This window comes from Legionella impletisoli, assembly GCF_900639875.1.
GTDB lineage: Bacteria > Pseudomonadota > Gammaproteobacteria > Legionellales > Legionellaceae > Legionella_A > Legionella_A impletisoli.
On sequence record NZ_CAAAIA010000005.1, the window covers coordinates 58,625 to 85,030 of the forward strand.

Below are 26,406 nucleotides of genomic sequence, written 5' to 3' on the forward strand. Positions count from 1 at the left end.
TTAAAGAATGGTATGATCATACTTTTAGTCAAGGCCCTTTTTGCTATGTTACTGCATTATATTTTTATTCTTGGGATCTGTGTGGAAGCTATTACTGGCGCGATTGCTGCAGGGCGTAAAAAGATGGATTTTTTTGGGGTAATGGTGATTGCCAGCATCACGGGTCTTGGTGGTGGTACGGTTCGTGATGTCTTATTTGATACGCATCCCTTAACCTGGGTAGCTAATCCACAATATCTTTTGTATACGTCAGCTACGGCACTGGCAACTATTTTTATTGCTCATTCACTCGTTCGCATCATGAAATTATTTTTAATTCTGGATGCTCTAGGCTTATCAGCTTTTGTCATTATTGGCTCGCAAAAAATACTCAATTACGGGCTTTCTCCTTCGGCTGCCATAATCGGTGGCATGATTACAGGCATTTGTGGTGGCATGTTGCGCGATATTTTATGCAATGATATTCCTTTAGTTTTACGCAAAGAATTATATGCTATCGTCGCTCTCGCAGGTGGAATTCTATATATCACATTGCATTATTTTCAGGTTCCTTTAACCATTAACGTATTCGTGACCCTGGTATTTATTTTTACAACTCGGTTATTGGCCATTTTTTTCCATATTGAAGTGCCCAAATTTGATTACGCACGAAGCTTAAGAAAAGGACGCCGAAGGAAGATAGTCTGATTTTCCTGTGGATTTAAGCGCAGATCCTATGATCTCATAGGCTGATTTGATTAAGTCCATTGTATAATTTATAGTTTCCTTAGGGATTCTATTTTTTATATGACGATAAGGAAATGAAATCATGGCGAAAGATAATGGATTAGACCACCTTCCTGTCTCTTTACGAAGAAGCTCAGGATGGCTGCTTGCTCTTGGTGTTTTATTTGTTATTTTGGGATGCATTGGGCTAGGAATGGTTGTGGGACTCACACTAGTCAGTGTCTTTTTCCTCGGAATTTTATTGCTAATAGCCGGCTTCTCTCAGTTAGTGGATGTATTTAAAAGTAAAGATTGGCATGGATCGTTATGGCATGCTTTGATTGCCGTACTTTATCTAATCGGTGGGGGCGTCATTCTTTATCAGCCTCTTCTTGCTTCAACTATTATTACTGCGATCATCGCGTCCGTGTTAATTATCATTGGCGTCATTCGACTCATAATGGCCTTTTCACTGCGAGGCTCAAGCGGATGGGGTTGGATGTTGTTTGCTGGAATAGTGGCCATTTTATTAGGGGTACTTATCTTAGCCCAATGGCCATGGAGCGGATTATGGGTTATCGGTGTTTTTATTTCAGTTGAACTTATTGTCAACGGATGGTCCTATATCTTTATTGCCTTAGCAATTCGGAAATAAGAATCAACTATAAAAAAAGCCTGGTTTAACCAGGCTTTTTTATTTAACTTTGCTGTTGATAACGCCTTACACTACTCATAATTTCTTCAAAAGCCGCATCAGGACCTTCCCAGCCATCCACTTTGACCCATTTACCCTCTTCTAAATCTTTATAGTGCTTAAAAAAGTGCTCAATGGATAACAACAAAGGCTGAGGTAATTCGTTATAGCTTTGGATGGGATCATACATTTTACTTAATTTACTAACAGGCACTGCTAGCACCTTCGCATCCACACCCGACTCGTCTGTCATTTTAAGCATACCAATAGGACGACAACGAATCACCGAGCCACTAATCAACGGCATAGGCGTGACGACTAATACATCCACAGGATCCCCATCATCCGATAATGTTGCTGGAACATACCCATAGTTGGTTGGATAAAACATAGCCGTTGTCATAAACCGATCAACGAATAAAGCACCCGTTTCTTTATCCACCTCATACTTCACCGGCTCTCCATGCATTGGAATTTCGATGATAACGTTAATTTCATTGGGTACGTCACGGCCGCTACCAATTTCCATTAAACCCATATAAACCACCTGTACTGAATTCAAAGACGACGTATTATGCGCAATTTGCGAAGAAAAGGCAAAAAGGATAACTCAGCAAATAGCGAAATTAAGCCTATCCTCTTTGTTTATCATAAAATGTAAACAGATCTGTGCCCACCGCAGTTTTTTTAAAGAGATAGGTGTATAATTAATGTCTATTGAGCGATTAACAAAACCGCTAATGAACCTTAAGGACAACTATACATGAGCTGCTTGTTTTGTAACATTGTAAATGGAGAATTGAATACGGACAAAGTTTATGAGGATGAGCGTCTACTGGCGTTTCGTGACATCAATCCTAAAGCTCCGACTCATATCTTAATTATCCCGAAAAAACATATTGAAACGATCAACGATGCCACATCAGAAGATGAGTCGTTACTAGGACATATGGTACTTACAGCGAAGCAGATCGCAGCCAAGGAAAAGTTAACCCAAGGCTATCGGCTGGTGTTTAATGTTAATTCTGGTGGTGGGCAAGAAGTCTACCATATTCACTTACATTTATTAGGTGGTCGGCAGATGACCTGGCCTCCAGGATAATTTATGCTAAGCAGATGGATAGGTGTTTGATGAAGTCTGCATATATCTAAAAAATGATTCATTAATCTTGAAAGGTATTTTGAATGCAAGAGTTATATAAAGAGATATTGGTTCAGATTGGAGAAGACATTGAACGTGAGGGTCTTCGTGACACACCACAACGGGCAGCAAATGCGCTTCGGTATCTAACCAAAGGGTATAATGAAGACTTAAACGAAATCATCAATAACGCGCTCTTTGAGTCTGACATGAGTGAGATGGTAATCGTCAAAGACATTGAAATGTACTCCATGTGCGAGCACCATTTATTACCCTTTTTAGGCAAATGTCATGTGGGTTATTTACCCAATGGTAAAGTACTAGGATTATCGAAATTAGCCCGAATTGTGGATTATTTTGCTCGTCGATTACAAATCCAAGAGCGTTTAACCAGTGAAATTGCCAATTGTATTGCCGAAATCACAGAAGCTCGAGGAGTTGCAGTGGTGGTTGAAGCAAGACACATGTGCATGATGATGCGAGGTGTTGAAAAGCAAAACTCGGTCATGACGACGTCCGTGATGCTTGGCGAGATGAGAAATAATCCCAGCAGTCGCATGGAGTTTTTAAATTTAATTCGATAATCCTAGAAAATCCAGTGGCACTTGTAGCAAGCATCGTGTGTGGAAGATTCAATGCGGTATACTTCTGCAGCAGTAGGTAACTGCGATTTCTAGAATAGGGTTGAGATAAGAGAAGTCGAGCATTGCTCGACTTCTTTCACCTTTGAAACAGATTATTCCTCATCAGAAACTTGAGGTTGCTCTTCTTCTGCTTTGGCAGGCTGTTCTTCTTTTGTCGAATCTTTGGAAGTCTGCTCTTGTTTTTCAGGTTGTGGTTTATCCTTCCATTCCAGTTTGACTCGACCTTGCTTATCAACACCTGCAACAAATACTTCAATTTCTTGGCCTTCTTTCAACACGTCCTCAACTTTTTGTGAACGATCAGCGCAGATTTGAGAAATATGTAGCAAGCCATCTTTGCCAGGCAACAAATTGATAAACGCGCCAAAATCAACGATTTTACTCACTTTACCGTGGTAAGTTTGCCCCACTTCAACTTCGGCAACTAAAGCCTTAATCTGACGCTCTGCCTCTTCTAAGGCCTCAGCATTGGGTGAAAACAATTGAATCACGCCAGAGTCATCAATATCAATAGAAACGCCCGTGCTTTCAACTAAGCTTTTGATGGTAGCGCCACCTTTGCCAATGATGGTGCGAACTTTATCTTCAGCCACTTTCATACTGACAATTCTTGGAGCATGTTGCGATAACTCATCACGGTGTTCAGCTAAGGCATTATTCATCACACCTAAAATATGTTTTCTACCTTCCAAGGCTTGATCCAGCGCATGTTCCATAATTTCTTTGGTAATGCCTCGAATTTTAATATCCATTTGCAACGCGGTAACGCCTTTTTCCGTTCCGGCCACTTTGAAATCCATGTCACCAAGATGATCTTCATCGCCCAAGATATCCGTTAGAACCGCGTAGCGATCTTTATCCTTAATCAGCCCCATAGCAACACCCGCTACTGGCGCTTTTAAAGGAACTCCAGCATCCATTAACGCTAAGCTTGTACCACAAACCGTAGCCATTGAACTTGAGCCATTGGATTCCGTAATATCAGAAACGACGCGTAAAACATAAGGAAATTCGCTAGCATTAGGAATCACCGCCGCTAATCCGCGACGAGCCAGACGACCATGACCAATTTCCCGTCGCTTAGGACTTCCAATCATACCTGTCTCGCCCACAGAGTATGGGGGAAAATTGTAATGCAGCATAAACCGTTCTTTCACTTCACCTTCGAGGCGATCAAGCGTTTGGGCATCGCGTTCGCTGCCTAAGGTAGCGGCTACAATAGCTTGTGTTTCACCTCGGGTAAATAGCGCTGAGCCATGTACACGGTCTAAGAAACTCGTGCGAATGGAGATAGGACGAACGGTTTTTTGGTCTCGACCATCAATTCGTGGTTCACCATCTAAAATTCGGTTACGAACAATATTTTTCTCAAGCGTACTTAAGTGCTTTTGAATTGCCTCTTCATTCCACGTTTCATTTTCTTCAACCAGCGTATCAATCACTTTTTGGCGAATATTTGAGAGCGTTTGGTAACGCATCTGTTTATCCTTGATAAGATAAGCCTCTGCAAGCTCATCCTGGCTTAATGCTTGAATACGTGATTTTAATTGCTCATCGCCTTCAGGTGCTTTCCAATCCCAACTAGATTTTCCGCCTTCTTCAGCCAATTCTTTAATGGCTTTAATAACCGACTGCATCATTTCGTGGCCATAAAGCACCGCGCCCAGCATCACTTCCTCGCTTAATTCATGCGCTTCTGACTCCACCATTAAAATGGCGTCTTCGGTACCTGCCACAATCAAGTCGAGCTGTGAGTGCTCGAGTGCTTTGTAGCCGGGATTTAAAAGGTATATGCCATCTTTGTAACCGACACGAGCGGCACCAATTGGCCCATCAAATGGAATACCTGAAAGAGCAAGTGCAGCTGATGCGCCAATCATAGAAATGATATCTGCAGGCACATCAGGATTTAAAGACATGACGGTTGCAATGATTTGAACTTCGTTATAAAAATCATCTGGGAATAGAGGTCGTAGCGGACGATCAATTAAGCGCGACGTTAACGTTTCCGATTCACTAGGACGACCTTCGCGCTTATTAAACCCACCTGGAATTTTTCCAGCAGCGTATGTTTTTTCCTGGTAATTGACGGTTAATGGAAAAAAATTATTTTTCTCGGCACCGTCTTTTTTTCCAACAACGGTTACCAGAACTTGTGTACCATTCATGCTGGCAAATACAGCACCGTCAGCTTGTCTTGCAATTTCACCGGTTTCCAGTACTAAGGTGTTTTCACCAAATTTAATTTCTTTTCTTATTTTAGCCACGTGTGTTCCTCTTTGAATTTTTGTTCGATATGCAAGTCAGGAATATAAATCATTTATTGTCCAAGCGATTTTAAAAAACGTGCTATGGGATCTCTCACGCGTTTTTTAAAATTGCTTAGTCAATAACGATGTTCCAATTCAGGCCTAAGCATAACGACAGTTAAAAAAAAAGCGCAGAAATCCGCGCTTTCAAGGGCAAAAAAAATGGTTGACGTCTGAGATGGGGTGTAGCTGTTTGATTACCACAATTGATTCATCTAATGCTCGATTGTATTGGCCATTAAATTTAATACCAAACAACCATTGTACCACCGTACTCATGACGTAAACGATCAATATGAATCCCGTAAGCCAAGCTTTTTAATCAAGGTAGAATAACGCTCAGCATCGTTTCTTTTTAAATACTTCAATAACTTACGGCGCTTATTCACTAAAGCTTGCAAACCACGACGAGAATGAAAATCTTTTTTGTGTGTTTTAAAGTGCTCAGTCAAGTAATTAATACGGCTAGTCATGATGGATACTTGAACTTCTGAAGAGCCGGTGTCTTGATCAGCTCGTTTGAATTCATTAATGATATCGGTTTTTTGTGCGCTCGTTAGCGACATTGTTTGCTCCTGAAATTAGCTAAGTCTATCTTCAAAATGATGCATTCTACCAAGGGAACGTACTTGACACAAGTACTAATCCAGCCTCGCTTAAAAAAGCTTGGAAAAAGAAATCAACCGTTTTGCTCGCAACTGTTGCGCCTGATCAAATTCTCCTAAACCAATAAATCCTAATTCGTGATGATACAACCGAAATAGTGCTGCGTCAGATCGTTGACTATACGCTATGGGCTTTCCTTGCCTTAAAGCGATCACGTCATCGTCGGTCAATTCAATCTTAGGCAAAAACTCAACGGCGCGATCAATGGGCAATAAGTATGTAAGTAATTCTTCTGCCTCACACTGAGTTAATTCGTCTAACGTATGCATTTTATCTTCTTCAAACCCACTCGTATAGGTTCGATGCAGTGACACGACATGGGCACCAACTCCAAGTTCATCGCCAATATCTTCCACGAGATTACGAATGTATGTTCCTTTACTGCACCGCACCGTAAGATTGAATAACGTGCCATCAAACGCGTTTAAATTCAATGCATGAATCGTAATATCACGCGCTTTTCGCTCCACTTCCTTACCGGCGCGTGCCAGCCGATACAACGGAACGCCTTGATGTTTTAGAGCGGAAAACATCGAGGGAACTTGTTTAAGGCGACCCTTAAACTTCAAAAGAACGTCTAAAAGCTCAGGTTGAGTCACGGAAAATTGCTCGCATACAGCTAAAACTTCTCCTGTGGCATCAGCCGTTGAAGTTTTTACGCCTAACTGGCCAACCACTACATACTCTTTATCGGCATTGAGTAAATATTGTGAAAACTTTGCGGCTTCGCCAAAGCAAATTGGTAGCATGCCTGTCGCTAAAGGATCAAGACTCCCAGTATGCCCAGCCTTTTTAGCGTTATATAAATGCTTTACTTTTTGCAGAATGTAATTCGAGGTGCATCCTTCAGGTTTATTCAGCAGTAAAATTCCATGAACCGCTCTTTTATTCGCTCTGCTCATCGTCTTTTGGTGTGTTTGCCTCATCAATTAATCGGCTAAGGTGTTTGCCATATTCAATGGATTCATCAAACACAAAATGAAGCTCCGGCACGACGCGAAGTTTCATATTTTTAGCAATCTGGCTTCGCAAATAGCCAGAGGCTGCATTTAATACTTCAGCCGCTACACTTGGATCATCCAAAAGCACCGTAAAGTAAATTTTGGCATGACTTAAATCTTTTGATACCTTAGCACCCGATAAGGTAATAAACCCCTTTAATCTCGGATCTGAAATCTCGCGTTGAATAATTGGGGCAAGGATACGAAGCATCGTTTCTGCGATTCTATCCGTTCGTTTAAATTCTTTGCTCATAGGATTCTCTCCATATTTTGGAGAATATTAAACTCGTTGAGCCGCAAAGCTAAAAGCGTTACGGAGTGAACATTTAGAATAAAGCTTTATCCGTAAACATTTGCATGCGGCTCTCATAGACATTCCTAGCTCATCACCGGTTTAATTTCCACCGTTTCATAGACTTCAATCAAGTCACCCTCTTTGACGTCGTTATAATTTTTCACGCCAATACCACATTCCATGCCTTGACGGACTTCTAAAACATCATCTTTAAAGCGTCGCAAAGACTCAAGTGTGCCTTCGTAAATTACCACGTTATTGCGTAATACACGGATAGGATTGTTGCGTTTAATAACGCCTTCAACCACCATACATCCGGCAATTGCTCCAAGCTTAGGCGAACGGAACACATCGCGCACTTCAGCAACGCCAATAATTTCTTCTTTGAATTGTGGTTCAAGCATTCCAGTTAGAGCACCTTTCACTTGATCCACAATATCATAGATCACGCTGAAGTATTGTAGTGCAACTGCTTCGTTTTCAGCTAATCGTTTTGCACTTGCATCAGCCCTAACATTAAACCCGATGAGCAAGGCATTCGATGCGATGGCCAAATGAACATCAGACTCCGTAATTCCACCAACACCACTGGCAACAATTTTAACGCCTACTTCATCGGTGGAAAGCTTAACTAAGGCATCGGAAATGGCTTCTACTGAACCTTGTGTATCCGCTTTAAGCACAACATTTAAAACCTTTGTTTCACCTGCTGCCATGGTGTCCATAATGCCTTCCAATGAAGCCTTTTGGCGTCTGGCTAATTTCACATCACGGAATTTTCCTTGACGGAATAAAGCCACTTCTCGTGCGCGTTTTTCATCAGGAACCACGATCGCCTCATCCCCTGCGTGAGGAATAGCTGATAACCCTAAGACCTCGACAGGAATAGAAGGTCCAGCACTATCCACCATGGTGCCATTATCACTAATGAGGGCTCGTACCTTACCGTATTGCAATCCAGCAAGTAAAATATCGCCTTTATGCAACGTTCCATTTTGTACCAGTACCGTTGCAACCGGACCTCGGCCTTTATCGAGTTTCGACTCGATCACAACGCCTTTGGCTGCACCATCGGTATGGGCTTGCAGTTCTAATACTTCCGCTTGAAGCAAAATAGAATCCAGAAGATCTTCGATGCCTAGTCCCGTTTTAGCCGAGATATTGATATACATCGTATCACCACCCCAAGATTCAGGGATCACTTCATGAGCAGATAGCTCATTCATCACACGTTCAGGATCAACACCTGGTTTATCCATCTTATTGATAGCAACAATTAAAGGGACATTGGCGGCTTTAGCATGATGGATCGCTTCAATCGTTTGCGGTTTAACGCCATCATCAGCGGCCACAATCAAAATCACGATATCGGTCGCTTGCGCGCCACGAGCTCTCATGGCGGTAAATGCAGCATGGCCAGGGGTATCTAAGAAAGTGATCTCCCCTTTCGGTGTGGTCACATGATAGGCACCAATGTGTTGAGTAATACCTCCTGCTTCTCCAGCAGCCACCTTTGTGCGACGAATATAATCCAAAAGAGAGGTTTTTCCATGGTCTACGTGCCCCATAATGGTCACAACCGGTGCTCGTGTCACGTTCTCACTACCGTGACTGACAACATCTCCTAATGACTGTTCAATTTCATCTTCTTTTAATGGCTTAGCAATATGGCCCATTTCTTCAACCACAATGATGGCGGTTTCTTGGTCAATCACTTGGTTGATGGTCGCCATTGCTCCGAGCCCCATCATCACTTTAATTACTTCTGCGGCTTTAACGGACATACGTTTTGCCAAATCAGCCACCGTTATGGTTTCAGGAATAGTAACTTCCCGAATGACAGGCGCTGTAGGCTTAGCAAAGCCATGCGTTAACGCCTCTTCCGCTTCGCGATATTTCTCAGACTTCTCATTCGACTTACGCTTTTTGCCTTTATGGCGTTTGCCATGTGCAAAAATATCGCGTTCTTGCTCTTCAACATCAGGATGATATTTACCTTTTTTCTTTCCACGTTTGAATTCATCACGTTCTCCCTCGCGCTCTTCTTTAGGAAATGATTTGCGCTTGGCTGCTCGTTCAGCTTTCTTCTCTTCAGAGGGCTGCTCTTCCACTTCGGCTGCGGCTTGTTCTGTTGGCTCAGCTGCTTCAGTCTGAGCGGCTTCCTCTTTTGTCTCTTCGGTTTCTTCGGTTGCTAACTCAGTCTCTTCTTTGATTTCTGCATTAGACTCTTCAACCTCTACTTCTGATGCTGCTTCTTGCTCAGGATGTTCGCCTGCGAGCTCTGCCACTTCAGATGCTTCGGTACTAATAGGAGCAACTTCTTCTACTTCATCCAGAGTTTCATCTGGTTGCACTTCAGGTTGCTCAAGAAGAGAGCGCTTGACGTACGTTCGTTTTTTACGAACTTCAATATTGACTGTTTTACCACTATGAGCATCATTACCTAGCGTCACTTGCGAAACACTTTTTCTTCGTAACGTAATACGCTCGGGCGATGGGCGAGCTTCTCGAGCACCGCCTTTCAAGTGATTGAGTAAAATACGCTTTTGCTCTTCATTGACTGTCTGCTGATCATCAGTAATAGACAATCCAGCTTCCTGCAACTGGTTTAATAAGCGCTCAACTGGTATCCCAACAACTTGAGCTAATTGTTTAACCGTCACATCCGCCATAATTTAATCCTCTTCCAGCTATCTCAAGACAGAATGCGCGCTTTATCTTATAACGTCATCATGATCTTGAGAGGCATATCAATTTAGTGTTCATCGTTTTAATAAAGCATTAAGCTTCATCAGACTGAAACCACGGTTCACGCGCTTTCATAATTAAGGCACCGGCTTTCTCTTCAGTCATGCCTTTAATTTCAAGAAGTTCATCAACGGACTGTTCAGCCAGATCATCCATTGTTTTAACCCCTAATTTGGCAAGCTCATTGGCAAGCTCATCCGTCATTCCCTCCATGGTTAATAAACTTTCGTCAACTTCCCCAGCATCGCTTGAAGTCAGCGCTTGGGTTAACAACGTATCGTTTGCTCGATTTCGAAGTTCTTCCACAATTTCTTCATCAAATTCTTCAATTGCCAGCAATTCATCTTTTGGAACATAGGCTATCTCTTCTAAAGAAGAAAACCCATGAGCAAGAAGTAAACTAGCAATTTCTTCATCAATTTCCAGCGCGGTCGTAAAGAGCTTCACTATCTTTGAAGACTCTTCCTGGCTTTTATCTTCAAATTCTTCAACCGTCATTACATTGAGCGTCCAACCAGTTAACTGGCTAGCAAGACGAACATTTTGACCATTACGCCCGATTGCTTGAGATAATTGTTCTTTTTGTACGGCCAAATCCATGGTGTGGGAATCTTCATCAACTACAATTGATGTAATTTCTGCTGGCGCCATCGCGTTTATAACGAGCTGGGCTGGATTATCATCCCAAAGCACGATGTCAACACGTTCCCCGCCTAACTCACTGGAGACAGCTTGAACACGAGCACCGCGCATACCGACACACGCGCCAATGGGATCAATGCGTCCATCGTTGGTCTTTACAGCAATTTTAGCACGGCTTCCAGGTTCGCGCGCAGCGGCTTTAATTTCAATTACGTTCTCGCCAATTTCAGGCACCTCGATGCGGAACAATTCAATCAGCATTTCATTGCGAGTACGGCTTACCAGCAATTGTGGACCACGCGATTGTTCTACGATGTCATAAAGATACGCGCGTACGCGATCATTGGTTCGAAACATCTCTTGTGGCAGCATTTCACAACGTGGCATAAACGCTTCCGCTTTTCCGCCAAGATCAATAATCACGTTGTCGCGAGTGACCTTTTTAACCATGCCATAAACGAGCTGGCCAAGCTTACTTTTAAATTGATCCACGACAAGCTTACGCTCGGCTTCGCGGACTTTTTGCATAATGACCTGACGAGCCGTTTGCGCGGCAATACGGCCAAATTCAATGGATTGCATAGGCTCTTCGATGCGATCACCTTCTTCGGCATCGGGTTTGCGTTCACGCGCTTCTTCTACAGTGAGTTGACGCTCTGGAAATTCAATTTCCTCTTCTGGAAGGACTTCCCAATATCGAAAGGTTTCATATTCGCCAGTTCTTGGATCCAAATGAACTCGTACACCCAACTCCATCCCTGAAAGCTTTCTCGTTGCAGACTCCAATGCCGCCTGAATTGCTTCCAGAACCACTTCTTTGCTTACGCCTTTTTCATTCGATAACGCTTCAGCAACTAATAACAATTCTTTGCTCATTATTCGCCTCACTAGACTGTCAAATATGCTTTCACAATATTAGAAATAAGAAACTCCTGCTGATCATCACCGACTTGCAAGCGCAAGACGTCATCTTCAGCAGAAATAATTTTGCCGGTGAACTTACGTTTTCCCGCAACCGGCTTAGAGAGTTTGATCGAGACTTCTTGCCCTGCAAACATAGAATACTGCCAGCTGTAAAAAAGAGGCCGAGGAATACCTGGAGAAGATATTTCAAGACGATAATTTCCTGAAATGGGGTCTTCTACATCAAGCAATGAACTCACTTGTCGACTTACGCGCTCACAATCATCAATCCCAATACCGTCTTCATGATCGATATAAATTCGCAGCAACGAGTGCTTGCCTTGGGCAAGATATTCACATCCCCAGAATCGGTAACCCATGTCTTCGATGACAGGCGCCAGAAGCTGTTCAAGTTCGTTTTGTAGCATAGACCTCTCTTGACATAACGGACAGCAGACAACTGTACTTACGTATATCTAATTATTAAACCTAGAAATCTTCAGTTTTAAACACTTACAATGATCCGCATCGACCTTTGGCGAATTCTAGATAATAAAAAACCCCATAAGCGGGGTTTAATATAAATAATTGGTAGCGGGGGCAGGATTTGAACCTACGACCTTCGGGTTATGAGCCCGACGAGCTACCAGGCTGCTCCACCCCGCATCAATTGTGGCTAATTATAAGCACTTGTTATGGAGATATCAAGCCTTCATAACAAATAAATTCTTTAATCTTGCAATATGTTATGAAAATGCATTCATACAGGCAGCAACCAATGCTCCTGGAAAAATGCCAAAATATAATAATGAGAGACAGTTCACCGAAAATATAAGCTTTGTTATGGGAGTTATCTGAATCGCGCTTTGCTCTTCGGCATCTTCAAAGTACATCACTTTAATAAGACGCAGATAATAAAAGGCCCCAATCACAGCAAAAGCCAATCCAACGACAGCAACCCAAGTCAATTGTACATCCACCAATGCCTTAAGTACTAATAATTTAGTAAAAAAACCAACGGTAGGGGGAACACCAGCCATAGAAAATAGGATGATCATCATAAGAAATGCAAGCCATGGGCTGCGTTTGTTAAGTCCTTTTAAATCGCTTATCTGTTCTACCTCAAGTCCAGAACGAGACATCAATACAATTAAGCCAAATGCACCCACAGACATCAAAGAATAAATTAATACGTAATAGAGTGCTGCAGCGTAACCAGCCGGCGAAGCAGCTAGAACACCAAAAAGTGCATAACCCATATGAGAAATGGCTGAATACGCAAAAAGGCGTTTTAGGTTACTTTGAGCGATGGCCAGCAAATTCCCTATACCCGTTGAGAAAAGTGCCATGATTAACAATAGATGTTGCCATTGAGGAGCAACATCTACTAGACCTAATGTTAATAATCGAAGAGCCATACCAACGGCAGCAATTTTGGGTGCGGCACTGATAAATAGCGTGACGGAAGTTGGGGCGCCTTGATAGACATCTGGAGCCCACATATGAAAAGGCGCTGCTGCAAGCTTAAATCCAATCCCCGCAACAATGAACACTAAAGCAAACGAAAGCAAGCCACTTTGCTCTTGCCAGTTTGTGGAGATAGCTTTAGCAACCGCTGCTAAATCCAGCTCACCTGTTGCGCCAAAGACCAATGAGATCCCATACAATAGCATCCCAGAAGCAATCGCTCCCATGACAAAATATTTCATCGCTGCTTCAGAAGCATCACTATTCGTTCTACGAATTGCTGTCATGGCATAAAGCGGTAATGATAGTAATTCCAAGCCGAGATAAACGGTTAACATGGAGTGGGCGGACACCAATATCATCATACCTAAGGTTGAAAACAACCCAAGCACATAATAATCGCCCGAGGGCATATTTCGTTCTTCAAGGTAATCCTTAGAATACCAAAAACAGAGAAAGACCGAGATTGCGATGAATAGTTTCATGAGTTGAGCGATATCATCGCTGATAAATAAACCATTAAAAATGATGGCTTGATATTGATTAAAGAGTAAAAAACTACAAAAACCGGACAAAACCAAACCAATCAAAGCACAGTACCAAGCAATTGCTGTTTTGTGTTGACGAAAAAATAACTCGCCAACCAAGGCAATGCACGCCGTGACGAGAATAATCATCTCCGGTAATGCCACATGAATATTATTAAGTATCTCGGTCATGTTACTAAACCTTACGTACATTTATTGAAGAAGTTAAAGTTTTGATTTATCCGCCTGAGCCAGCGTATAACTTACGGTATGGTGAACATACTCTAGCATGGGTTTAGGATAAACTCCCATTCCAACCACCATCAGTGCCAATAAAACATAAGCACTGAGTTCAAAGCCAGAGAGGTCTTTAAGCTCAGCAACTCGCTCATTCGCAATAGGTCCATATATCACTCGTTTATACATCCAAAGGGTATAAGCTGCACCAATTATTAAAGTAGTTGCGGCCCAAAAAGCCATCCAAAAACCCGCTTTCATGCTGCCTAAGATCACCATGAACTCTCCAACAAATCCAGATGTTCCAGGTAACCCCGCATTAGCCATGGCAAATAACATAAAAAAGGAGGCAAAGACTGGCATCGTATTCACAATGCCACCAAAATCTTTAATTTGACGCGTGTGCATGCGATCATAAACGTAGCCAACACCAGCAAACATGGCACTGGACACAAACGCGTGTGAAATCATGACCACAATAGCACCTTCTAACACTAACCCAGCGCTGCGTAAGCTGGCATGCTCAGCAATTGCGAAAATCGCAAAGCATCCTAAGGTCACAAAACCCATATGCGAAATCGAAGAATAAGCAATGAGTCGTTTCATGTCTTGCTGAATAATAGCGACTAACCCAATATAAACCACTGCAATCAAGGATAAGACAACCATGAACATCGCATAATGATTACACGCATCTGGAACGATAGGGAGTGCAAATCGAATAAATCCATAAGCGCCTAATTTCAATAATACAGCAGCTAACACGATGGATCCGCCAGCAGGCGCTTCCGTGTGTGCATCAGGCAACCAAGTATGAACTGGGAACATCGGAATTTTAATAGCAAAACCCAGAAAAAACGCGATAAAGATAAGCGTTTGAGCAGTCATACCCAGTTTGACTGCATACAATGTTTCAATCTTAAATGTACCCGCTAAATATCCAAGATATAAGAATGAAGCCAGCATGAGCACTGAGCCCAAAAAGGTATATAAAAAGAATTTTATAGCTGCATAGACGCGGTTATCGGAACCCCAAACACCGATAATCAAATACATCGGAATAAGTGTCGCTTCCCAAAAGATATAAAATAAAATAGCATCCAGGGATGCAAAAACTCCGACTAAAAATCCTTGCATAATTAAAAAGGCAGCCAAATATTGACCAACGCGTTTTTTAATGCTGTCCCATGTGGCAAGAATCACGATTAGATTCGTGAATACGGTAAGTACAATGAGTAGCAACGACAAACCATCAATACCTAAGCTGTAGTTAATACCAAGCGCAGGCATCCAAGCCGATTCATCAACGTATTGCATGCCAATCGTATTTAGATCAAATCCTGTTACCAAAGGAATGCAAATCAAGAGCGTCAAAATAACGGTAAATAAAGCCAAATATCTCGAGGTATTGGGGCTTTTATCATCTCCGGTTAAAAATACAAAAACACCGCCAATAATCGGCAACCAAATTAATAGATTGAGCAAATGATGCATACCCTTACCTTATGTTCTGCCTGCGTGCTTCAGGACGTTAAAACAAAGCCTACAATAGACTCAAACGCCCCTTAACCCAGTAATAACCAGCATAGAAAACCAAGTATACCTAAAACCATTACGGTGATGTAATGATACAAATATCCGCTTTGAATCCCTCTCGTACGAAGAGCCAGCCATTTTACAGAATTGGCCGTTCCGTTTACCACCACTCCATCGATTAGCGTTCGGTCACCAACCCGATACAACGTGCGTCCTAAAGCTTTTGAACCTCGGACAAAGACTAAATCATTGAATGCATCAAATCCGTATTTATCTCGCAAGATCCGATAAGGTAATGAAAATTTGCGGGTTAAATAGCCTGGGATGCCTGGGGCGACAATATAGCAGATCCAAGTGATAACAATACCCAAGATCGTTAACCAGAATACAGGGGATGTAACTGAGTGAATCATGCTTTCAAACGGAGAAACCACTTCTTTACCAAGCTCAGCAAGTACATCAAACTTCGGTAGTACAAAAATCGACTCGCTAAGCAGCGTAGGTTCATTAAAAAGCATCGGCATATATAGAATGTACCCCAATATAACAGATGGAATAGCTAAAGCCACCAGAGGAACCCAAACAACCCAGGGCGACTCATGCACATGGTTATAGGTTTTATCATCCATTCTTGGCTTACCATGAAAGGTCATGAAAAAGGCTCGAAACGTATATAAAGCCGTTACCATAGCACCTACTGCAACGCAGAAATAAGCATAGGCACTGCCTGGAATAGTCGATAACTGCACCGCTTCAATGATGGTGTCTTTCGAATAAAAGCCCGCAAATGGTGGAATAGCGCATAAAGCAAGCCCACCGATAAGAAACGTAACGTACGTAATTGGCATTTTTCGCCATAAACCACCCATTTTACGCATGTCTTGTTCATGGTGCATACCAATAATAACTGAGCCAGCTGCCAAGAATAATAAAGCCTTAAAGCAAGCATGTGTGAGTAAATGGAAAATGCCCGCGCTAAATGCTGAAGCGCCCATCGCTGCCATCATATAACCTAATTGCGACAACGTAGAGTAGGCAATGACTCGCTTAATATCATTCATGACAATACCGAGAATTCCAGTAAATAACGCGCCTGTCGCGCCAATCACGAGCACAACACTGAGTGCCGTAGGGGAGAACTCAATCAAGGGGGAAATCCGAGCCACCATAAAGACGCCTGCAGTCACCATAGTTGCTGCATGGATCAAGGCAGAGATTGGAGTAGGACCTTCCATAGATTCGGGTAACCATACATGCAATGGGATTTGAGCGGATTTTCCCATGGCACCTACAAAAAGCAACAAGCAAATCACAGTAACTAAAGACCAGCTATGGCCAGAAAATAGGATAATGGATTCACCTGCTAAACTTTGAGCGCTTCGAAATACAGTTTCATAATGAAGACTCCCAGCATAGGCAAGAACAAGACCAATGCCCAATACGAATCCAAAATCGCCGACCCGGTTAACTAGGAATGCTTTTAGGCTGCCTTGAAGGGCTGACTCCTTTTGATACCAAAAGCCGATAAGCAAATAGGAGACCAATCCTACACCTTCCCATCCAAAAAAGAGCTGGAGAAAGTTATTGCCTGTTACGAGCATCAGCATCATAAAGGTAAATAATGAAATGTAGCTAAAAAAACGCTGGTACCCGTCATCATCGGCCATGTAACCAATACTGTAAATATGTACAAGCAACGAAACAAAGGTCACAATCACCATCATGACCGAAGTGAGTGGATCAATTAAGAGCCCAATATAGAAAGCATAAGGAAATATATCACCGCCATTAGCCCAGGTATAAAGATTTTCATCTAATACCGGAACTGAGCCAGATAAAATCATCGTTGCCACGTAAAGAGAAAAAAAGAGCGATATCGCCAAGCCGGCTATAGTGACCGAATGTGCTCCAACCCGACCAATCTGGTGACGAAAGAAACCTGCAATAATGCTTCCAACAAGGGGAGATAAAATAACAATTAAACAACACTGTAAAATGCTCACGCTGTTACCCCTTTAAATGATTCATCAAGTTGACGTCTATGTTACCGCGGTTTCGGTAAAGCAGCACAACGATCGCTAAGCCAATTGCTGCTTCAGCAGCAGCGACCGTTAAAATAAAGAATACAAATACTTCGCCAGCTTTTTGTCCATAATAATGGGCAAAAGCAACAAAGTTGGTATTAACTGCTAGCAACATTAATTCAATACAAACAAGAAGTAAAATCACATTTCTGCGATTCATCACAATGCCCATAAGGCTAAGCCCGAATAATAGGGCACTAAGCGTCAGATAGTTTGTAACCGGTATCATGCGGTATTCCTCTGGTTGTATGGCTACTCATTAATAAATTAAATACGTCGAAACAAGACTTCACCTAATGTATATGAAACGCTTATTTTTCAGGCTTCATACTGACTAATCGGACCCTATCTTCTCTTCGGGTCATAATCTGTCGCACAATATCTTGTTGTTTTGAGCGGTGTGGTCTTCGATGAGCCAACGTAATGGCGGCAATGATCGATACCAGCAATATCGCTGCAGCTAACTCAAACGCCAACACATAATCGGTGTAGAGAACTAAGCCAAGACTTTCCGTATTAGAGATTGGTTGTTTAGGGGTCACGCCTAATGGGACAAAGCTCTCGTCAACAATTTCAACCGCTCGCTGAGATAGTTGTACGGACGATTTAAATGAGTCGCTGGGAATAGCGACCAGTAAAAGTCCTGTAAGTAAAGCCACGATGATTAACCCAAACGGTAAGTAGCGAAGTATATGTGTACGCATGGATTCCACATCAATATTTAGCATCATGATCACAAATAAAAATAAAGTCATGACCGCTCCGACATACACCAGCACTAAGATAAGCGCTAAAAATTCTGCATGGACCATGATCCAAAGCACGCTACTTGCAAAAAACGTTAACACCAAAAACAACACACAGCGAACTGGATTGTTTTGGGTCACAACCATAAATGCAGATAGGACAGCTATTGCTGCAAATACATAGAAGATCACGTGTGGTAATAAGTCTTGCATTTTGTACCCCGTTAACGATATTTGCGATCGGCCGCCCTATCAGCTGCCAGTTTAGGTTCCATTAAATCACCCACTGCCAAGAGCTTTTCTTTGGTCATAATATTCTGACCACGCTCGCTGATATGATAATGCTGGATGGGTGTGACAACAATCGAATCAACTGGACAGGATTCTTCGCATAAACCACAATTGATGCATTTGAACATATCAATGTCATAGCGCGTCGTACGCCGTGATCCATCATCCCTGGGAGCAGACTCGATGGTGATGGCCAGCGCGGGGCAGACGGCCTCGCAGAGTTTGCATGCAATACAGCGCTCCTCGCCATTTGGATAACGACGCAGTGCGAGTAACCCGCGAAATCTAGGTGAAATCGGGGTTTGCTCTTCGGGAAACTGAACCGTAATTTTCTTTTTAAAGAAATATTTTAAAGTAAGCTTCAACCCCATGAGTAAATCAATGAGCGTGTAGCTACGAAGATAATGTTTAAAGTATCGATATAGTTTATTCATTGGACGGCTCTTTATGATTCGTCAAAACCAAGGCTTCAGTTCTGTTACAACCATCAACGCTGTAACAATAACCCAGACAATTGTAAGGGGAATAAGGACCTTCCAGCCTAACCGCATTAATTGATCATAACGGTAACGGGGAAAGGTTGCTCTAATCCATAAGTATACAAATAAGAAAAATGTTATCTTTAACAATAACCAGGCAAACCCGGGAACAAAAAAGAAAATGTCATCTAATACCGGCACATTTTCAAAAGGAGATAACCAACCTCCCATGAAGAGTATCGCCATCATGGTTGAAATTAGAATCATGCTCGCATATTCAGCTAAGAAGAACAGCGCGAATCCAATTGCCGAATATTCCACATGAAACCCTGCGACGATTTCAGATTCGCCTTCAGCTAAATCAAAAGGTGCTCGGTTTGTTTCTGCAATCCCTGCTATCCAGAAGACCATAAATAAGGGAAGAAGTGGTAAAAACCACCAATGCCAAAAACCACCGCGCTGAGAGTTTACAATCTCAGTTAAATTCATGCTGTTTGCAGCAAGCAACACTCCCACAAAGGCAAAACCCATGGCAATTTCATAGGAAACGGTTTGTGCAGCACTGCGTAAAGCACCCATCATGGCATATTTAGAGTTCGAGGCCCAACCTGCAATAATCACCCCGTAGACCCCAAGCGAACTTAACGCAAAAAGATAAAGCACGCCGGCGTTAATGTTGGCAAGAACAACGCCTTGCTCAAAAGGAATAACAGCCCACCCCGCCAGCGCAGGAACCAAGGAAAACAAAGGCGCAATCACAAATAAATATTTGTTTGAGCGGGTAGGAACAATGATTTCCTTATGAATGAGTTTAATCAAGTCAGCAAAAGGCTGTAACAAGCCGCGAAAACCAACGCGGTTAGGCCCGATACGAACTTGAATGTAACCGATTACTTTTCGCTCCGCATAAGTCAGGTAAGCGACGCTAATCAGCAGCGGAACAATAATGACAACGATTTTAATAATGATCCAAAGCAATATGCCAATGTCTTGTAGCATGATCTTACCTATTTAACGCTTAATATTGATTGCAGCAAACGCGTAGCCAAGATCAACTGTTTCAGGCATAGCATTTGCCACCCATACAACTTCTGGAGGCATTCGATGATCGCGTTTAAGCGGCAATGTTATCTCAATATCGCCTTGAGATACAGTCGCAGTTTCACCCAATTTCAATCGTTCTGCAGTATTAGGATTAACTCGAATACAGGCTGTTTCTGCAGCAGCACATATTTGAAGCGCTTCGGCATGCCGAACAATGGGATCAATCCGATACAATGGCCACTCCCCAACGCGCACCAAATTCCGGTTGCCGTTTGCAGGTAGCGATTCTGGATAGTAAAGGGTGTATCGGTTTTCCTGCATCATGTCCGCTTTGGTTTTGATTTCATATAAAATTTCTTCTGTAGAAACGTAATCAAATCCATTAATCTTCAACAGATTGCCTAAGACACGAAGAATTTTCCAAGCAGGTCGCGCTTCACCGTGCGGCGCCATAGAGCCCTTAAATGTTTGCCAAACACGATTCACGTTGATAAACGTTCCTGAGGTCTCCGTAAATGGAGCCATTGGCAAAATCACATCCGCGTAGTCTTGTAACGATTCTGTTTGAAAAGCAGTCAGCACCACGACAAATTCAGCCGCTAACATCGACTGTCTAGCGATAGCAGGACTAGCAAAATCGTAAGATGGTTCTGCCCCTAATAGAAAATAGGCTTTGAGCTTGGCAGACAAGGCAGACTGCACATCCAAACCGATTGGATCAACCGATTTACCAGCGGCTTGCCGATGCGGAAGCATGCCAGCCAAAGATGCCCCAGCGCTGTTCGCACCCACAGTCAAGCGCAAGCATTTAGCGCCAGAATGCATTTCAATTAATGCGACCAGCGTTCGAATAAGAGCTGCTTCAGGATGATTTTCACAAAGCGCCCCCGTTACAATCGCCGCCCTTTCTTTCTTTAATGCGGCAGCAATGCGTTGGCTTACCTCATCCGGCTCTAAACCAAGCAATAATTTCTGTGCCGCTTCAGGTAAATCACTCGATTTTTTGATGAGTGCCTGTGCAATCAGGGCAAGCTGTAGTGGCATATCGTAGGGAGCAACGATGAGTTTTTCTGCTACATCAAAGTGAAAATCAAAGTCTACCGGATTCAAGGCATAAATTGTTCCACCGTTACGAAATGCTTTTCGAACGCGCAACCCTGCCAAAGGAACTTCTCGATGAATGTTGCAACCAACCAGGAAAATACTCTCCTGATTTTCAATCTCACTATAGTTTAAAGAGCTTGTTGGAATGGTCGCTAGATTTTCTTGATCACGAAAATCCGTTTGCTGTAAACGGTAATCTAGATTTTGAACACCTAACTCTCGCATCATTTTTTGTAAAAGATATAATTCTTCCAAAGTAGAGGAGGGGGAAGCAAACGCAGCAACTTGTTCTGGACCATGCTGTTTAATAACGCGGCTTAGTCCATCCGCAGCAAACATTAAGGCGGTTTCCCAATCAACCGTTTCCCACTGACCGTCGCGTTTAATCATAGGCTTACTGCAACGCGCTTTGCTCTTCATACCAAGATAACTAAATCGATCACGATCAGAAAGCCATGTTTCATTAATGGATTCATTTTCTTTGGGTACGACTCGCATTAATTCATCGCGACGAACATGGATATGAATGTTCGAGCCCAAACAATCATGCGGTGCAATGCCATCGTGTTGAATCAACTCCCAAGGTCTTGCGGTAAACCGATACGGTTTTGAGGTGAGCGCACCCACAGGACATAAATCAATAATATTACCGGATACCTCTGAAGTCATGCTATGTTGAACGTAGGTGCCAATTTCGACGTCTTCGCCACGCCCGGTTGCTCCGAGCTCACGAAGTCCCGCCACTTCATCTCCAAAACGAACGCAACGGGTGCAATGAATGCAACGCGTCATTTCCGTAGCGATGAGTGGCCCAAGGTTTTCGTCGTTAACCGCACGTTTACTTTCTTCATACTCAGAAGCGTCGCGTCCAAAGCCCATCGAAACATCTTGCAACTCACACTCGCCACCTTGATCGCAAATTGGGCAATCCAGCGGGTGATTGATTAATAAAAATTCCATGACCGCTTTTTGCGAACGAACAGCTTCTTCAGATTTAGTAAATACTTTCATGCCATTGGTAATCGGGGTGGCGCAGGCAGGAACTGGCTTACGGCCATTTTCTACCTCAACCAGGCACATGCGACAATTTGCCGCAACCGATAATTTTTTATGGTAGCAAAAACGAGGGATATGGATCCCTGCCTCATCGGCTACTTCAATAATCATTTTGCCATTATCAGCTTCTAATGTTTTTCCGTCGATTTCAATCGTGGCCATTGTCTAACCTTCTGTATCAAACCTTATTAACGATCTCTTGTATGCCGAGGCGTCTTAGGATTAAGGCTGGTTCGTGTTTACGCCTTACCGGTTACGCTCGATTTTTTATGTTTGACGAAATAGTCAAACTCGCTGTAAAAATGCTTCACAAAGCTTTGCACAGGCCATGCTGCTGCCTCACCAAGAGCACAGATTGTACGGCCTTCAATTTTGTTGGCCACATTAACGAGCTTTTCAACATCCCCTTGTTCGGCATGACCTTCTTTAATCCGATGCAACAACCGCACCATCCAGCCCGTTCCCTCGCGACAAGGCGTGCACTGTCCACAAGATTCTTCCATGTAGAACTCAGAAATTCTATACAGCGCATCTACCATACACGTTGTCTCGTCCATAATAATCACAGCACCAGAACCAAGACCTGAGCCCGCTTTTTGAATGCTGTCATAGTCCATATCGAGTTTCATCATCACGTCGCCGGGCAAAACATTCATGGACGTTCCACCAGGAATTACGGCTTTTAAGCGACGACCTTCTCGCACACCACCTGCTAATTCCAGCAACGTTTTAAATGGGGTACCTAAAGGAATTTCAAAATTTGCGGGCTTAGTTACATGCCCACTCACACTAAAGCACTTGGTTCCACCATTATTCGGCTTTCCAAGCTTAAGAAACCAATCGCCGCCCTTTTCCATAATTACGGGAACGGAAGCAAATGTTTCCGTATTATTAATCGTGGTCGGCTTGCCATATAATCCATAATTCGCAGGGAACGGCGGTTTAAAACGTGGCATACCCTTTTTGCCCTCAAGCGAGTTGAGCAATGCCGTTTCTTCACCGCAGATGTATGCGCCTGCACCGAGGTGATTGTAAAGATCAAAACTAAATCCAGAACCGAGAATATTTTTTCCTAAATAGCCTTCGTTGTAGGCTTCTTTTAACGCCGTTTCCATTCGCTCAAAAGGTTCCCAGAACTCGCCACGGATGTAGTTATAGCCAACCGTAGAACCCATGGTATACCCAGCAATAATCATACCTTCAATCAACTGATGAGGGTTGTATCTTAAAATGTCACGATCTTTACAGGTTCCTGGCTCTCCTTCATCGGAATTACAAACAACGTATTTTTGCACAGGAGCATCTCGATTCATAAAGCTCCACTTAAGTCCGGTTGGGAATCCTGCTCCACCACGCCCACGTAAGGCTGACGTTTTAAGTTCTTCAATAATGGTATGAGGTGGCGTTTTTTCAGTAAGAATTTTGCGCAAAGCGCTGTAGCCACCAACGCTCAAATAAGTCGAAAGTGACCAAGGTTCTGGCAAATGTAAGGTTCGATAACAAACTTGATTCAACTCAACCATGGGAATCACCTATCGTTAAATCTTTAGATGGATGGACTCGCTGTTTCATGAATACTGCTCCAGAACGGAATCAATTTTTTCAGGAGTCAATTTCTCGTGATAATCTTTGTCTACTTGCATCATGGGTGCATTAACACAGGCACCTAAACACTCCACAGCGCGCAAGGTAAATCGACCATCTTGTGTGGTTTGTCCTAACTTAATACCAAGCTTTTTCTCAAGATGCGTCACCACACCAGCTGAATCACACAGTTTACATGAAATGTTGGTGCATATATTAACCACATGACGCCCAACAGGTTTTTGCTCATACATGGTATAGAACGTAGCCACTTCGTAAACAGCGATGGCTGGCATCTCGAGGTATTCCGCAACGGCATCCATTAATTCTTGTGTTAAGAATCCGTGCTCTTCTTGAACGATACGTAGCGCACTCATTACAGCGGATTGCTTTTCCTGAGCGGGATATTTAGCTATCCACTCATCAATCTCATGTATGCGCTCTTTGCTGATATACTGATGAAGTAATTTTGCTGAACTCTCAGTCATAATCGGTTACCTATATTTATTTGTCTGGATTGATCGTTAGCGATCAATTTCTCCAAACACAATGTCTTGACTGGCGAGAATTGCGACCCCATCTGCCAGCATGTGCCCTTTTGTCATTTCATCATAGCTTGATAGATGCGCAAATCCAGGCGCTCTGATTTTCATACGGTAAGGTTTATTTGCCCCATCCGAAATCAAGTAAATCCCAAACTCACCTTTTGGTGCTTCAACGGCACTATAGACTTCTCCTCTGGGCAAGGAAAACCCCTCAGTGAAGAGTTTAAAATGATGAATCAACGCTTCCATATCGTGTTTCATCACACGTCGAGGTGGTGGTGTGATTTTATTATCTTCAATCTTAATTGGTCCAGGATTGTTGCGTAACCATTCGATACATTGACGAATGATGCGGTTAGATTGTCGCATTTCCTCAACACGGACTAAATAACGGTCATAACAGTCGCCCGTTTTACCCACCGGAATGTCAAAATCAACTTGGTCATAGGCGGCATAGGGTTCTTTCTTTCGCAGATCCCAGACAATACCAGATCCCCGCAACATCGGCCCAGTAAATCCCCATTGCAGCGCATCTTCAGGTGAGACAACTCCAATATCAACCGTTCTCTGTTTCCATATTCGATTATCTGTTAAGAGCGTTTCGTATTCATCTACACGAGTAGGAAATCGTTCAGTAAACGCCCATAAAAAGTCAAGAAGGCTTCCTTCACGATCTTCATTCATCTTTTCAACTTCGCGCTCAGTATGCCAGCGCGAGGGCTTGTATTTTGGCATACTATCGGGCAAATCACGCGCAACGCCCCCAGGACGGTAATACGTTGCATGCATTCGAGCACCCGATACCGCTTCATAACAATCAAAAAGCGCTTCCCGCTCTCTAAAACAATAGAGAAATACCGTCATTGCACCGATATCAAGCGCAATAGCGCCGAGCCAAAGTAAATGATTTAAAATACGAGTCACTTCATCAAACATGGTGCGAATGTATTGAGCTCGTATTGGAGCTTCGACGCCAAGTAATTTCTCGAGCGCACGTACATACGCGTGCTCGTTACACATCATGGATACATAATCCAGACGGTCCATATAACCAATGCTTTGAATATAAGGCTTCGTTTCAGCGAGCTTTTCGGTAGCACGATGAAGCAACCCAATGTGCGGATCAGCGCGAACGATCGTCTCGCCATCCAACTCCATCACCAACCGCAAAACCCCGTGTGCTGCAGGATGCTGAGGGCCAAAATTAAGGGTATAGTTTTGTAACTCAATCATTTCTCACCCCTGGAGTCTTCAAAAAGGTAACGATTATCCTGTCGAATGACTTTAGGAACAAGTGTTCGTGGTTCAATATCCACAGGTTCATAAATCACTTTTTGCAGACTGGCGTCATAACGCATTTCAACATATCCGCTCAGTGGAAAATCTTTACGGAAAGGATGGCCTACAAATCCGTAATCGGTAAGAATGCGTCTTAGATCAGGATGCCCATCAAATAAAATGCCATACAAATCATATGCTTCGCGCTCAAACCAATTAGCACCTTTCCATAGATCATGAACGGAGGGAACAATTGGATTGCTTTCCTCAACAAATGCTTTAACACGCAAACGATGATTTCTTTTTGTTGATAGCAAATGATATACCACAGCAAAACGAGGCTTATCCCATGCATAGGCCCGGGGTTCTTGCCGCTCAACGCCTCGAGAAAATCCGCTTTCTGTCGCTTGTTCAGTTTCCCAATCATAGACCCCGTATTTCAAGTAATCGACAGCGCATAAGTCGATGAGCTGATCAAATTGAAAGGCACTGTGATCGCGCAGGTTTTTCAGCACATTTTTTAAAATGGCGACTTCACATTCCACGGTGACTTCGCCATACGCGACTTCTACGGATAAAAAAGAACCCGCAAGTTCGGAATGTAGACGTTCTGATAAATGTACGTAATTTGTCATCTGATCTTACCTTGGTATGTTCAGAGCGGTTAACTCGGCCTTTAA

23 protein-coding genes, 1 tRNA gene and 1 pseudogene are annotated in these 26,406 nt (G+C 43.0%); 4 read left to right on the top strand and 21 right to left on the bottom strand.

The features are described 5' to 3' along the window. Positions 1-45: 45 nt before the first annotated feature. Both E1O41_RS06490 and E1O41_RS06495 read left to right on the top strand, forming a co-directional pair. A complete protein-coding gene (locus E1O41_RS06490) occupies positions 46-687 on the top strand; it encodes a trimeric intracellular cation channel family protein (RefSeq protein ID WP_131776635.1) in 642 nt (213 codons plus the stop codon). A gap of 121 nt (positions 688-808) precedes the next feature. Beyond that, on the top strand, positions 809-1,360 hold the full coding sequence (locus E1O41_RS06495; protein ID WP_131776513.1) for an HdeD family acid-resistance protein: 552 nt from the start codon (positions 809-811) through the stop codon (positions 1,358-1,360). A 43-nt stretch (positions 1,361-1,403) separates the two neighbouring features. On the opposite strand, the gene ppa is transcribed toward E1O41_RS06495, so the two are convergent. Further along, the gene (gene ppa, locus E1O41_RS06500) at positions 1,404-1,937 is read right to left on the bottom strand and encodes an inorganic diphosphatase (RefSeq protein ID WP_131776514.1); all 534 of its coding nucleotides are present in this window, start codon (positions 1,935-1,937) and stop codon (positions 1,404-1,406) included. 225 nt (positions 1,938-2,162) lie between these two features. On the opposite strand from ppa, the gene E1O41_RS06505 reads away from it, so the two are divergent. Both E1O41_RS06505 and folE read left to right on the top strand, forming a co-directional pair. Next, positions 2,163-2,501, top strand: coding sequence for a histidine triad nucleotide-binding protein (locus tag E1O41_RS06505; protein ID WP_131776515.1), 339 nt, complete (start codon positions 2,163-2,165; stop codon positions 2,499-2,501). A gap of 83 nt (positions 2,502-2,584) precedes the next feature. Continuing rightward, positions 2,585-3,124: a GTP cyclohydrolase I FolE gene (folE, locus tag E1O41_RS06510; protein ID WP_131776516.1), complete on the top strand. Its 540-nt coding sequence runs from the start codon at positions 2,585-2,587 to the stop codon at positions 3,122-3,124. Between the two features lie 241 nt (positions 3,125-3,365). Here folE and pnp read toward each other — a convergent pair. From pnp to E1O41_RS06610, 20 genes and pseudogenes are all read right to left on the bottom strand, one after another. Continuing rightward, positions 3,366-5,451 (bottom strand): annotated as a pseudogene (pnp, locus tag E1O41_RS06515) (polyribonucleotide nucleotidyltransferase); the annotation flags it as partial. A gap of 332 nt (positions 5,452-5,783) precedes the next feature. Further along, a complete protein-coding gene (rpsO, locus tag E1O41_RS06520) occupies positions 5,784-6,059 on the bottom strand; it encodes a 30S ribosomal protein S15 (RefSeq protein ID WP_131776518.1) in 276 nt (91 codons plus the stop codon). Positions 6,060-6,149: 90 nt separating this feature from the next. Further along, complete coding sequence (truB, locus tag E1O41_RS06525; RefSeq protein WP_131776519.1) at positions 6,150-7,061, bottom strand: tRNA pseudouridine(55) synthase TruB; 912 nt, start codon at positions 7,059-7,061, stop codon at positions 6,150-6,152. Further along, positions 7,045-7,413: a 30S ribosome-binding factor RbfA gene (rbfA, locus tag E1O41_RS06530; RefSeq protein WP_131776520.1), complete on the bottom strand. Its 369-nt coding sequence runs from the start codon at positions 7,411-7,413 to the stop codon at positions 7,045-7,047. Before rbfA ends, truB begins: the two co-directional genes overlap by 17 nt. Positions 7,414-7,538: 125 nt before the next feature. Next, positions 7,539-10,127, bottom strand: coding sequence for a translation initiation factor IF-2 (gene infB / locus E1O41_RS06535; RefSeq protein ID WP_131776521.1), 2,589 nt, complete (start codon positions 10,125-10,127; stop codon positions 7,539-7,541). A 109-nt stretch (positions 10,128-10,236) separates the two neighbouring features. Next, positions 10,237-11,721 (bottom strand): transcription termination factor NusA, encoded by a 1,485-nt coding sequence (gene nusA, locus E1O41_RS06540; protein WP_131776522.1) that lies wholly within the window; start codon positions 11,719-11,721, stop codon positions 10,237-10,239. An 11-nt stretch (positions 11,722-11,732) separates the two neighbouring features. After that, positions 11,733-12,176, bottom strand: coding sequence for a ribosome maturation factor RimP (gene rimP / locus E1O41_RS06545; RefSeq protein ID WP_131776523.1), 444 nt, complete (start codon positions 12,174-12,176; stop codon positions 11,733-11,735). A gap of 161 nt (positions 12,177-12,337) precedes the next feature. Next, positions 12,338-12,414, bottom strand: a tRNA-Met gene (locus E1O41_RS06550). An 80-nt stretch (positions 12,415-12,494) separates the two neighbouring features. Beyond that, on the bottom strand, positions 12,495-13,934 hold the full coding sequence (nuoN, locus tag E1O41_RS06555; RefSeq protein WP_131776524.1) for an NADH-quinone oxidoreductase subunit NuoN: 1,440 nt from the start codon (positions 13,932-13,934) through the stop codon (positions 12,495-12,497). Between the two features lie 33 nt (positions 13,935-13,967). Next, on the bottom strand, positions 13,968-15,473 hold the full coding sequence (locus E1O41_RS06560) for a complex I subunit 4 family protein (protein WP_131776525.1): 1,506 nt from the start codon (positions 15,471-15,473) through the stop codon (positions 13,968-13,970). A gap of 71 nt (positions 15,474-15,544) precedes the next feature. Then, positions 15,545-17,518: an NADH-quinone oxidoreductase subunit L gene (nuoL, locus tag E1O41_RS06565; RefSeq protein ID WP_131776526.1), complete on the bottom strand. Its 1,974-nt coding sequence runs from the start codon at positions 17,516-17,518 to the stop codon at positions 15,545-15,547. 4 nt (positions 17,519-17,522) lie between these two features. Continuing rightward, positions 17,523-17,828, bottom strand: a complete 306-nt coding sequence (nuoK, locus tag E1O41_RS06570; protein WP_131776527.1) for an NADH-quinone oxidoreductase subunit NuoK — start codon at positions 17,826-17,828, stop codon at positions 17,523-17,525. Positions 17,829-17,910: 82 nt separating this feature from the next. Next, positions 17,911-18,558, bottom strand: a complete 648-nt coding sequence (locus E1O41_RS06575) for an NADH-quinone oxidoreductase subunit J (RefSeq protein WP_131776528.1) — start codon at positions 18,556-18,558, stop codon at positions 17,911-17,913. A gap of 11 nt (positions 18,559-18,569) precedes the next feature. Then, the gene (gene nuoI, locus E1O41_RS06580) at positions 18,570-19,070 is read right to left on the bottom strand and encodes an NADH-quinone oxidoreductase subunit NuoI (protein ID WP_131776529.1); all 501 of its coding nucleotides are present in this window, start codon (positions 19,068-19,070) and stop codon (positions 18,570-18,572) included. Positions 19,071-19,091: 21 nt separating this feature from the next. After that, positions 19,092-20,114 (bottom strand): NADH-quinone oxidoreductase subunit NuoH, encoded by a 1,023-nt coding sequence (nuoH, locus tag E1O41_RS06585; protein WP_131776530.1) that lies wholly within the window; start codon positions 20,112-20,114, stop codon positions 19,092-19,094. 12 nt (positions 20,115-20,126) lie between these two features. Then, entirely contained in the window at positions 20,127-22,481 is a 2,355-nt protein-coding gene (gene nuoG, locus E1O41_RS06590; RefSeq protein WP_131776531.1) for an NADH-quinone oxidoreductase subunit NuoG, read from the bottom strand. A gap of 77 nt (positions 22,482-22,558) precedes the next feature. Further along, positions 22,559-23,842, bottom strand: coding sequence for an NADH-quinone oxidoreductase subunit NuoF (gene nuoF / locus E1O41_RS06595; protein ID WP_131776532.1), 1,284 nt, complete (start codon positions 23,840-23,842; stop codon positions 22,559-22,561). Positions 23,843-23,887: 45 nt separating this feature from the next. Then, complete coding sequence (nuoE, locus tag E1O41_RS06600) at positions 23,888-24,391, bottom strand: NADH-quinone oxidoreductase subunit NuoE (RefSeq protein WP_131776533.1); 504 nt, start codon at positions 24,389-24,391, stop codon at positions 23,888-23,890. Positions 24,392-24,427: 36 nt separating this feature from the next. Then, positions 24,428-25,681, bottom strand: a complete 1,254-nt coding sequence (locus E1O41_RS06605) for an NADH-quinone oxidoreductase subunit D (RefSeq protein WP_131776534.1) — start codon at positions 25,679-25,681, stop codon at positions 24,428-24,430. Beyond that, positions 25,678-26,361, bottom strand: a complete 684-nt coding sequence (locus E1O41_RS06610) for an NADH-quinone oxidoreductase subunit C (protein ID WP_131776535.1) — start codon at positions 26,359-26,361, stop codon at positions 25,678-25,680. Before E1O41_RS06610 ends, E1O41_RS06605 begins: the two co-directional genes overlap by 4 nt. Between the last annotated feature and the right edge of the window lie 45 nt (positions 26,362-26,406).